Source organism: Gracilimonas mengyeensis (assembly GCF_900182705.1).
GTDB classification, from domain to species: Bacteria; Bacteroidota; Rhodothermia; order Balneolales; family Balneolaceae; genus Gracilimonas; species Gracilimonas mengyeensis.
On sequence record NZ_FXTP01000012.1, the window covers coordinates 85,230 to 96,175 of the forward strand.

Sequence of the window (10,946 nt, forward strand, 5' to 3'; positions counted from 1 at the left end):
ACCCGCAGTTATGGAACAATTCATTTTAGCTTTAGACCAGGGAACCACCAGTTCCCGCGCCATGCTCTTTAACAAAAAAGGAGAGATTGTATCAGTAGCCCAGAAGGAATTCAGGCAAATTTATCCCCAGCCCGGCTGGGTAGAACATGACGCCCAGGAAATATGGTCATCACAGGCTGGTGTTGCAGCCGAGGCCGTAGCTTCCGCTGGCATTAACGGAAAAGCGCTTTCGGGCATTGGCATCACCAATCAGCGTGAAACCACCGTGGTTTGGGACCGAAAATCAGGCAAACCCATTTACAACGCCATTGTTTGGCAAGACCGCCGTACTTCTGATTATTGTGATCAGCTGAAAGAAGAAGGTCATGCTGAAAGCATACAAAAGAAAACCGGCCTGATGATCGACTCCTACTTCTCTGGCACCAAAGTGAAGTGGATTCTGGATAATGTAGAAGGTGCACGCGAAAAAGCAGAAAAAGGTGAACTGGCTTTTGGCACTATTGACACCTGGCTGATTTGGAATTTCACCCAGGGTGAGTTGCATATCACCGACGTGACTAACGCCTCACGCACCATGTTGTTCAACATCAATACCATGGAGTGGGATGAAGAATTACTGGAGCTGATGGATATCCCCAAAAGCATGCTGCCCGAAGTAAAACAATCCAGTGAAGAATACGGCCGCACTAAAACCACGCTTTTTGCCAGCAAAGTACCTATCGCCGGCATCGCCGGTGACCAGCAGGCCGCCTTGTTTGGCCAAATGTGTACAGAGCCCGGCATGGTTAAAAATACGTACGGCACCGGTTGCTTTATGCTGATGAATGTAGGCGAAAAACCCGTTAAATCAGAAAACAACCTGCTTACCACCGTAGCCTGGAAAATAAATGGCAAAACCGAGTATGCGTTGGAAGGCTCCGTATTTATCGGTGGTGCTGTGGTACAGTGGCTGCGCGATGAGATGAGCATCATCCAGGAATCCAAAGACATTGAATACTTTGCCAACAAAGTAGAAGATTCCGATGGCGTATATCTCGTACCTGCTTTTGCAGGGCTGGGAGCACCCCACTGGAATCAGCATGCCCGCGGTATCATGGTGGGCATAACCCGGGGCACCAACCGGGCACATCTGGCACGTGCCGCCCAGGATTCCATCGCCTACCAGGTCATGGATTTACTGAACGCCATGAAAGCCGATGCCGGTATTGACGTTAAAGAGCTGCGGGTTGATGGCGGTGCCACCGTCAATAATACCCTCATGCAATTTCAAAGTGATTTGCTTGCAGAAGTGCCGGTTATTCGTCCGGTCATTACAGAAACCACTGCTTTAGGCGCTGCTTATCTTGCCGGCCTGGCAGTTGGTTATTGGGATGACATTGAAGAAATCCGAAAGCTCTGGAAAGCTGACAAGGAATTTAAGCAGCAGATGGAACCGGCCAAAGTGAAAGAACTGACCAAGGGTTGGCAGCGTGCCGTAAATGCAGCCATCACCTGGGCCGACGACCGCTAACCCACTAGAAATTTCACCTGTGAGCACTTTTTACTCACAGGTGATCAAACCCAAAAACAACGTGCATGTAGGAAAACTATATCTGACATGCACCACATCATGAAAATAATATTGTAAACGGAGATCCATTATGAGCCCGATTTTAGCAGAATTTATCGGAACCGCCGTACTCCTCCTTTTTGGTTGCGGTGTAGTAGCAAACGTCATTTTAAACAAAACCAAGGGCAACAGCAGCGGCTGGATTGTCATCACCTGGGGATGGGGCATGGGTGTATTTATCGCCGTGTTCATCACTGGCCAATTTAGCGGAGCACACATCAACCCGGCCGTAACCCTGGGCTTGGCAACTGCGGGCTTATTCGACTGGGGCATGGTAGTGCCTTACATCCTGGCACAAGTAGCCGGAGGATTTACCGGGGGCTTCCTAACCTGGCTTACGTATAAAGACCATTTTGCCGCTACCGAAGACCCCACAACAAAATTGGGTGTATTTTCTACCATTCCTGAAATTCGCAATTACGGATCTAATTTTCTCACGGAGGTCATCGGCACCTTTATCCTTGTTTTTGGTGTATTGTATCTGAGCAGCCCTGGTTTTATCAGTGCCAATGGCGACTTCTTATCTACTATTACTATTGATGGCCAACAAGTTGGTTTTGGACTGGGATCACTGTCTGCCTTACCTGTGGGTTTACTGGTATTTGGTATTGGTCTGGCGCTTGGCGGACCTACCGGCTATGCCATCAACCCTGCCCGTGACCTGGGCCCGAGAATTGCTCATGCCGTGCTTCCACTCTCCAATAAAGGCAGCAGTGACTGGGCGTATTCATGGGTGCCAATTTTTGGCCCTTTACTTGGCGCAGTGCTGGCCGGTCTTACATTCATCTTGCTATAAAGCTGCCAAAACATTCCTAACCATTAAAAGAGATTATCATGCGTTACCTAACCAAAACTTTTATTGCGTTAACGGCCCTGTTTCTTAGCTTTTCTGCTTCCGCTCAAGCTCAAAGTTTTGCTGATGGCGTAAGTATTGATGCCGGCCTTAAAAACATGCACCTCTGGAAGGGATACAAAGTATCCGAAAATGCCGTAGCTACATTGAATACGAGTTATACCACTGAAAGCGGCTTCTTTACCGCCGGTCTTTGGTACGGAAGCAGCTTTGACGCCAGCTTCACGGAATTCGACTACTATGTAGCTTTTAATCTTACGGACGACTTGAACCTTTCCATCTGGGATATCAACAACTTCTCGGATTTCCCCAATGCCAACATCTTCGATTATGACAAGGAAACCACCTCTCATTTTGTGGATGCTACTCTTGCATACCAGGCTACCGATCGTCTTGGCTTGAAATGGAGCACCATCATTTTGGGGCGTGATACCTATGTTGATGACGGCGAAGTAAAGAACGCCTTCTCCAACTATGCCGAAGTAAATGTAGGTGTAGTTCAGGAAGAAGCATTTAGCTTAAATGCTTTTGTGGGAGGAGGATTTTCTTTCCTGAATGAAGAACACTTTTATGGCAGTTCTCCCAACATCGTGAACGTTGGAATTTCTGCTATTCGGCCCGTTGAGTTGTTTGGCTCAGCCGTACCAGTAAGTGCCACGGCCATGTGGAATCCAGAGCAAAAATACGGAGCCATGCAGCTGAGTGTGGGTTTGTTCTAAGAACTAACCATTCGAACAATACAGTTTAACGAACTACAGAAGTCATCTTTGCGAAAGCAGGGATGACTTTTTTTACAAGTCATCCTGAGGGTACTCCCGAAGGATCTTGCATTTTGCAGAGCACTATATCTCTTACTTCCTGAAAAACATTACCGACTGAATAAAACTCCATAACCAGTGGCATGCCGGTAAGCATGTTCTGGCTCAGGTTCTTCGGCGGTAGCCTCTGAATGACCGTGTGGTTTAGATTTTATTGGAATAAATGACATGAAAAGTTTTTAAACACTAAACTGAAACCAACAAAAAAAGGCCAGACAAATCTGCCTGGCCTCTTTAATAAACAAAATGCTAGTTCAACATTTCCTAGTGAACTTTACCCATCAGTTTGCGAATGGGCTTGCTAAACAATAGTAGCACAATACCGCCGCCCACTGTGGTCAGAACAATCAACCAGAATAAATCAGGCAACAGGCTTGGGTCGGCTTGAATAGATTCCTGATCAAATTGACCAGCTACACGTCCGGCAATAAGGTTTCCAAAAGCTATGGACATAAACCAGATTCCCATCATCTGTCCTACCAGCTTCTTTGGAGCCAGTTTTGTTACGGCACTTAGTCCTACGGGGCTTAAACACAGCTCACCAATAGTGTGGAACAGGTAGGTCATTACCAACCATGTAGGCAACACCTGGCTGCCTTCCACTACGATGTAGGAAGCAAACATCATCACTAAAAAGCCTACTCCTAAAAAGATCAAGCCAAAAGCGAATTTAACAGGAGTTGCGGGCTCCAGATTCCGTTTGGCGAGCCATACCCAAAGCCATCCAAAAACCGGTGCAAGGGTAATAATGAAAAAGGCATTCACCGATTGCAGCCAACTGGCAGGCATCTCCCAGCCAAACATTAGACGATCGGTGTAACGCTCCGCAAACAAGTTCAGGGAAGAACCGGCTTGCTCAAAGCCCGACCAGAAAATGGCCGAAAAAATAAAGAGAGCTGCAATTACCCCGATTTTTTTCTTTTGATCGGTGGTGAGCTCTTCAGCCACAAACACATACACAAAATAGGCGATAACCAACGCAAAGATGGTAATTCCAGAAGCATCAGCGATAGCCACTGGGTTGATCGTTATCACACCGGCCATCACCAAGCCAATAAAAACCGTGAGGGCGCTTCCAATAATCCATAACCCGGTTTTAATGCGGGATTCCCGTTTAGCTTGCTTGGCAGGATCGTCCAGTTTTTCGGGCTCTACACCTACATCGCCGAGGTATTTTTCGGTAAGCTTGTACTGCACCAGTCCAAGCACCATACCTACACCGGCAAGACCGAATCCATAGTGCCAGTTGATGCCCTCACCCAGCCATCCGGTAACGATAGGGGCAATAAAAGCACCGATATTAATCCCCATATAAAAAATAGAGAAGCCGGCATCACGGCGGGCCGGTTCATCATCGGCATACAAGCCGCCTACAATACTACTAATGTTTGGCTTCAGGAAGCCGGTACCGACTACAATAAGTACCAAGCCTAAATAAAATGTTTGATCGGTCGGGATCGCCATGGCAAAGTGTCCGGCTGCAATGATGATACCGCCGTACCAAATGGCATTTCGAAGTCCCATAAATTTGTCTGCCAGCCAGCCGCCGGGCAGCGCCAACAGGTACACAAACATGGTATATAAACCATAGATGGCAGTTGCCGTGGTATCATCCAGTCCCAAGCCGCCGGTGTTGATGGCGTCTACCATAAAAAGTACAAGGATGGCCCGCATGCCGTAGTAACTAAAGCGTTCCCACATCTCGGTGAAGAAAAGAGTTGCCAAGCCACGGGGATGTCCAAAGAAGGAAGTGTCATGGCTGTGTTGTGGATCGTTTGCCATAAAAAATCAGGTTAATTGAAGTGTCTGTTTTTTAACTGTGTGATGATAGGTATTGCAGTACTCGGTTGCAAGAGTGGATTGGGTTTAGGAAATTAGTTAACAAGGAAATAGGTACAATTAGATAACAGCCAGTGATTCCTGTGAAGTTGGGAATCTAAATAACATGAGTTTGATATAAAACCGGTCATTGCGAGGTATTCAGGGACCGTATGGGAGCAAATACCGTGGCAATCTCCCGGATAATACCTCTGAGCGTTGATAGGGAGATCGCTTCGTCGGTACGCATAATATCTTATAAACATAAATGGGCTCCTCGCGATGACGGGCTGTTTTTTTGTGTCATTCTTATGTCGAACTCACGTTAAATATCATTCCGATTTAAATTGCCTGATCCTTGACTTCTTTCATATCCCTGCCTCACCGACAACTTTGTCTGAACAGTTGCGCTGGGATGACTTTTTTATAGAAGCCACTTTATGCCATGCCATATTCTTTAAATAAAAAAAGCAGCCCGCTTAACACGGGCTGCTTTTGAAAAGGCTAACAGTAAATACGCTGTTAGTACATTAACATATGCTACTATGCTTTAGAAGTTATACTTCAGGGTAGCATTCCAGGTTGTTCCGAAACCAAACCATACATAGTTGCGGGTGTCAATACCGTTCCAGGTTTGTGAGCTACTGGTGGCATGGATGTTGGAATTGGATTCCGCGATGTACGTAGTATTCAGCGCGTTGTTTACGTTTACGCGGAAGGAAGCATCCCGGCCAAACAGATCGAAACGAACGGTGGTACCCAGGTCAAGCAGTCCATAAGAAGGCAGCTTTAGAGCACCGTCATTATCAGGATTGGTGAAATCGGAATCCGTAATAGAATAGTCTGCATAAAGATTATCTACGTAACGGTAGTTCGCATCTACGCTTACCTGACGGATGATTTGATAATCGGCACCCAGGTTCAGTACAAACTGTCCTGCATCTCCTACTTTAGCATCTTTTAGATATAAAGTTCCCTGCCCAATTTCGTTTTGATCTTCATCAAATATAGTTGAAGTAAAATCCTTGGTATAGCGCCAGTCACCTACTGAAAGCATACCTGTTACTTTCAAGCCTTCAACCGGAGTGCGATACTCGGTTTCGATCTCAATACCATTGTGTCGTGAATCAATATCGTCAAACTGTGCGGTACCTTCGGTTCCGTCACCAATATCAAATGACACTGACTCGAAACGGTTACTCCAGGTGGTAGAGTATGCATTTACGTTCAAACGGAAGTCGTTACCGATATATCCATAACCCAGTTCAAAAGAGAAAATCTCTTCGTTTTGCAGATTCGGATTCTTTGCATTTGCAAAGCCAGGAAATACCGCATCAAAATTTGGCTGACGTGAAATGAATCCGGTGTTGAAAAACACGTTTTGCTTGTCAGTCAGGTTGTAGTTGGCACCACCTTTTACATACCCCCCCAACACATCCACTTCCTCAGAAAGCGGGAAGGTAGGTTGATCGAAGAAGTCTTCACGCTGGTAGCTCTTGTTTGAAAGTCCACCCTGAATTACAGCGGTAAGCTTGTCATCATGGCTGTATTCCAGCATACCATTCAGACCTTGCCAGCCTACGTAACCGATATTATAATAATCGATTTTGGGTCCGGCGATTCCGGTATCATTAAATGGTGTCGGATCAATGGTGCTTTCAATAATTTGTCCGGCTGAATTCTCATTTCCGGTGGAGAAGTACCCGTCTAGTCCCATCAGGTCAGTTACTACACGATAGTGATACCCAGTGTAATCACGTAAATCCACGCCAATAGAAGCACGGAAGTCACCGAATTCTGCTTCCAAGTTAGAAATCGCACCAAACCAGTTGTGGGAGTTCATAGATGCACGACGAATCAATACCACATTGTTCACACCATTCTCACTGTAGCCGTTAGAACCAATCAAGCGGCCTTCAAAATCGCTAAGCTCTCCGGTATAACCAGAAGTGTATTCGCGGTTCAGTTCAACAATGCGGTCAAAATCAATGCGTCCGCCGGGACCACGAACTCCATTACCATTTTCTAAATAATGCTCGGTCAGGTCTCTCTGGTAAGGAAGGATATCCAGCTGGCTGTCAAAGAAGTTTTGACCTCTGGGGCCGGTACCTCCACCACGTCCGGCTGAAGCATACAGGGAAGTATTCAGCGTGAAGATCTCGTTGATATCCCAGTCCCAGTTAAAAGTAGCCAGTGGCTTGTTATAGAAGTTTCGGCGCATGTTAAACTCTTCGCCGTTCAGTGAACCACCGTTGGTATTCCAGCGGGTATCGATACCGCTTTCGCCAAAATTCTGGTAGTCACGGATGGAAACTTCTACATCCCGCTGATGGTGCCATTGGGCGGCTCCCATTATCGACAAGTTAAACTGGTGATTAGATCCTTCGGGCTCATAGCCAACCGCTGCAAAATAGGTCCATCCTTCACCGGCTGTATTGTACACATAGCCATTACCAGCCCAGTAGCTTAATAAGAGCGAAGTAGCCCAGCCTTTTTCATTTTTACCAGAATTCCAGCTAACAGCGGTTTTAGTGTATCCGTCGTTACCCAGTGTTTGTGCTACAGATGCACCTGGATCAACCTGAGCGGTTTTGGTAAAAATCGAAACCGTACCACCAACCGAAGGAACTGCCAGTCGGGAAGCTCCCAGTCCGCGCTGGATCTGGATTCCGGAAGCCACATCAGTCAAACCTTGCCAGTTAGACCAGTATACCCAGCCGTTTTCCATATCGTTAACCGGCTGACCGTTAATCAGGAAAGACGTATTGCGCTGATCAAAACCACGAATTGTAATTCGGGAATCGCCATATCCCCCACCTTGCTTGGTAGCATACACACCGGGGGTGGTATTCATAATTTCAGGAAATTCCTGGTTACCAACTTTCAGTGAAATCTCTGCGGGAGAAATCAAGGTAGACGCAACCGGTGTTTCGCGAACTTTGGCAATGTCAACAATACCGGAAGATACAACTACCTCTCCCAGCACGTTGGATTGTGGTACCAGCTCAACAATTATACCATCAGTGGCTGGCACGGTTAGCGGTTCATAACCAACAAAGGATACTTGCAGAGAATCTCCTTGTTCTACACGAATCCTAAAGGAGCCGTCAAAACCGGTACTTACTCCCCTTTGGGTTCCTTTTACAACAACCGTTGCTGCGGCAAGCGGTTCATCCGTATCTGCATCTTTTACTGTACCTGAAATGGTAGACTGGGCATAAACGCCTGCACTCATTCCAAGCATTAACATTAAACTTAGTAGATATCTTATCATGGATATTTTGGTGTTTTGTGAGTGTGATTGGTGATTTAAGAAGAGTAGAAAACTAAGGACTATAACGTTAAGGGAACATTAATTATCCATTATTACAGCACTTCAATAACTAAAGAAAATGAACCGCGCAGGCAATCCCCCATTTGTGCTTTTTTGCCCGACTAAAATAAAAAAAAGCCCGATTCAGTTTAATGAAACGGGCTTCAAATAGAATAGATAATTCTAAAAAATCAGTTCTTCAACCATTTACTCAAAGTCGGTAGTGAGCCTGTAACGAGCGATACGGTTGTTGCCCGTGTCAGCTACATATACGATTTCATCAAAATAGGCTACGCCGCTGGGATTGTTGAATTGGCGGGGGCCGTTGCCTTGCTCTCCAAAAGAGACAATTAGATTTTTGCTCCTGTCTACTGCTCCGGGTGGGGGGGTTACCCCTTCATAACCATTAGGTTGAAATTGGTATAATTTATTTTGCTCTTGATCAACAACAAAAATGTAACCGGTTTGATCACCAGCAACAGCCAGTCCAACAGGCTTAATAAATTTATTTTCTTCATATAAAAAACCTGAAGAGCGTGATGTATCCCGTTCCAAAAAATCAGGTTGAGATCGATATACCAATCCATCCGGTGTCTCTACGGCATTTACTTGCAACACTCTAAACGTAATATCAGCTGACTGGTCGGCTTGGGTAATCAAGAAACTTCGATTATCGGGAAAAACATCGCGCTGCGGAGGAGATACAAAACTTGCAATATCAGAGGGTCCTACAGAGCTTAATAATGACGGGGTCACAGGGCTTAAAGTTCGTATTTGCCGTACATTTCGCATTTTTGCTGTAGACTGTCCATTTTCAATAATAGGAGCAAATTCTAACACAATATTATCCGGAGCGGCTATTTCTGTGGTACTGTTTAAAGGGCCACGACGCGTCACATAAATACTGTTGTCTTCTAAAACCGTAACTCCGGTAAACTCTACATGCTCATCACTTTCGACATCATCTTTAACCAAGCGAGCTCTGCGAGCCGTTTCCGAAGCCCTACTGGCATCATCAAAAGGATGAATTAGAGTGTCAAGAAATACTGGATTTGGGCCATCTGTGCCATTTAAATTCCTCAACTTATACACTGCCGGTAAGTTCCAGGTTACATTTGGGTCCAGGTCTTGAATTACGGTATCGTAGCGAGCTACTACATACACGTTCAAAAGCCGATCTTGCGTTACAGAAACAGCTCCGTCAAATTCTATGGTCTTACGAGGTGAAAGGTCGGCACGGTCTAACAAATGAACTCCTTCAGCATCAGTCACATAAACAAACTCATCAAATCCTACATGTACATCTGTTGGGTTATCAAAGCCTTCCCAAAATGGCGTTAAAGCAACATAGCCATCTGTTTGCTCTAAGGTGGGATCTATGCGACCTACCTCAAATATTTCGTCTGTTGTATCATTTTGTTTTGAACCGAATATAGTATCACACCCGCTAAAAAATATAGCGACTATACCAAGTAATAAAATACCTTTAACTGCTTTCATCATATATACTTTTATAAACTAAATCTTAAACCTATTCTATGAAGGGTTCCTAAACGATCGTATGTGCTAAATGAGTAATCCGCATGCAGATCTTTATTCCCAATAGGTACTTTTACACCTGCACCCAAACTGGGTAATTGAACTTCTTTGTAGGCAAATTGGTATCCTGTTCTCACAAAAAACTGATCCAAAAAAGTTAGCTCTCCGCCGACACTAAATTGTTCAGCATTATCGCTTGGGTTGGTTATTTGTGCAGTTAAAACTGCTTTCAATGATTCGTTTTTGTACACATCATACGCTGTGGCAATGATAAACCGTGTTGGCAAAGGGGTATCTTCAAATTCGGTTTCGGTAGTTTCACCCTCTAATGCTGGCCTTGTGGTTTCGCCGCTTGGGGTAGCATCCAATCCAAAATTGTTTAAACCTACCGAAAATCGTAATCCTGTCTCTCCTACCATATAGAAAAAACCGAAATCGATAGCTGCCGTATTTATTTCAACTTCTTCCAGTCTTTCTGAAAGGTACTTAACCGTTAATCCATAGCTAAATAAATCGGTAATTTTATGGGAAGCGGTAACCCCTGCCGATATATGAATAGTTCGAAACATACGGCCGGTTCCTCTTTGAGCAAATTCCGTTGTTTCTTCCATTTCACCGGAGTTTAGATATTGTATTGACCCGCCAAAAGTGAATGATTTATACCGTTGTATGTACCCAAGATATTCCATAGAAATATCTGCAAAGTATTGGGTATGGCTAATCATAAATTCTGAATTTTGAGCTTGTGAAGCCAATGCAGGATTCCAATACAAGCTGGAAGCATCCTTTATATCTGCCACATTAGACATTCCCATTCCTGTACTTCTTGGGTCTACTGCAATTTTAACAAACTGAAACCCTGAAGTACCCGAACGGGCATCTCCAAAACTTGGAATCAACCCTTGTGATTGTGCTTTTTGAGGCGCAAATACAAATAGCATTTGCAACCCTACGGCTATAACTAAAAATTTGTATATAGAATTTGTCATCAATAAT

At 45.0% G+C, this 10,946-nt stretch carries 7 protein-coding genes; 3 read left to right on the top strand and 4 right to left on the bottom strand.

The window, feature by feature from the left end; translation table 11 throughout:
* Positions 1-10 precede the first annotated feature (10 nt).
* The 3 genes from glpK to FN815_RS13740 all read left to right on the top strand — a co-directional run bounded on the left by glpK (position 11) and on the right by FN815_RS13740 (position 3,181).
* On the top strand, positions 11-1,510 hold the full coding sequence (gene glpK / locus FN815_RS13730; protein WP_142455223.1) for a glycerol kinase GlpK: 1,500 nt from the start codon (positions 11-13) through the stop codon (positions 1,508-1,510).
* A gap of 130 nt (positions 1,511-1,640) precedes the next feature.
* Entirely contained in the window at positions 1,641-2,405 is a 765-nt protein-coding gene (locus FN815_RS13735; RefSeq protein ID WP_142455224.1) for an MIP/aquaporin family protein, read from the top strand.
* A 38-nt stretch (positions 2,406-2,443) separates the two neighbouring features.
* Positions 2,444-3,181: a hypothetical protein gene (locus FN815_RS13740; RefSeq protein WP_142455225.1), complete on the top strand. Its 738-nt coding sequence runs from the start codon at positions 2,444-2,446 to the stop codon at positions 3,179-3,181.
* A gap of 363 nt (positions 3,182-3,544) precedes the next feature.
* On the opposite strand, the gene FN815_RS13745 is transcribed toward FN815_RS13740, so the two are convergent.
* The 4 genes from FN815_RS13745 to FN815_RS13760 form a co-directional block, all read right to left on the bottom strand.
* Positions 3,545-5,062, bottom strand: coding sequence for a peptide MFS transporter (locus tag FN815_RS13745; RefSeq protein WP_142455226.1), 1,518 nt, complete (start codon positions 5,060-5,062; stop codon positions 3,545-3,547).
* Between the two features lie 586 nt (positions 5,063-5,648).
* Entirely contained in the window at positions 5,649-8,372 is a 2,724-nt protein-coding gene (locus tag FN815_RS13750; RefSeq protein ID WP_142455227.1) for a TonB-dependent receptor, read from the bottom strand.
* A gap of 246 nt (positions 8,373-8,618) precedes the next feature.
* On the bottom strand, positions 8,619-9,914 hold the full coding sequence (locus tag FN815_RS13755) for an NHL repeat-containing protein (protein ID WP_142455228.1): 1,296 nt from the start codon (positions 9,912-9,914) through the stop codon (positions 8,619-8,621).
* An 8-nt stretch (positions 9,915-9,922) separates the two neighbouring features.
* The gene (locus FN815_RS13760) at positions 9,923-10,939 is read right to left on the bottom strand and encodes a PorV/PorQ family protein (RefSeq protein ID WP_142455229.1); all 1,017 of its coding nucleotides are present in this window, start codon (positions 10,937-10,939) and stop codon (positions 9,923-9,925) included.
* Positions 10,940-10,946: the final 7 nt, after the last annotated feature.

Bases quoted from the DNA above. Each gene is read 5' to 3' on its own strand.
- glpK (WP_142455223.1), top strand. From the start codon at position 11: ATGGAACAATTCATTTTAGCTTTAGACCAGGGAACCACCAGTTCCCGC.
- FN815_RS13735 (WP_142455224.1), top strand. From the start codon at position 1,641: ATGAGCCCGATTTTAGCAGAATTTATCGGAACCGCCGTACTCCTCCTT.
- FN815_RS13740 (WP_142455225.1), top strand. From the start codon at position 2,444: ATGCGTTACCTAACCAAAACTTTTATTGCGTTAACGGCCCTGTTTCTT.
- FN815_RS13745 (WP_142455226.1), bottom strand. From the start codon at position 5,062: ATGGCAAACGATCCACAACACAGCCATGACACTTCCTTCTTTGGACAT.
- FN815_RS13750 (WP_142455227.1), bottom strand. From the start codon at position 8,372: ATGATAAGATATCTACTAAGTTTAATGTTAATGCTTGGAATGAGTGCA.
- FN815_RS13755 (WP_142455228.1), bottom strand. From the start codon at position 9,914: ATGATGAAAGCAGTTAAAGGTATTTTATTACTTGGTATAGTCGCTATA.
- FN815_RS13760 (WP_142455229.1), bottom strand. From the start codon at position 10,939: ATGACAAATTCTATATACAAATTTTTAGTTATAGCCGTAGGGTTGCAA.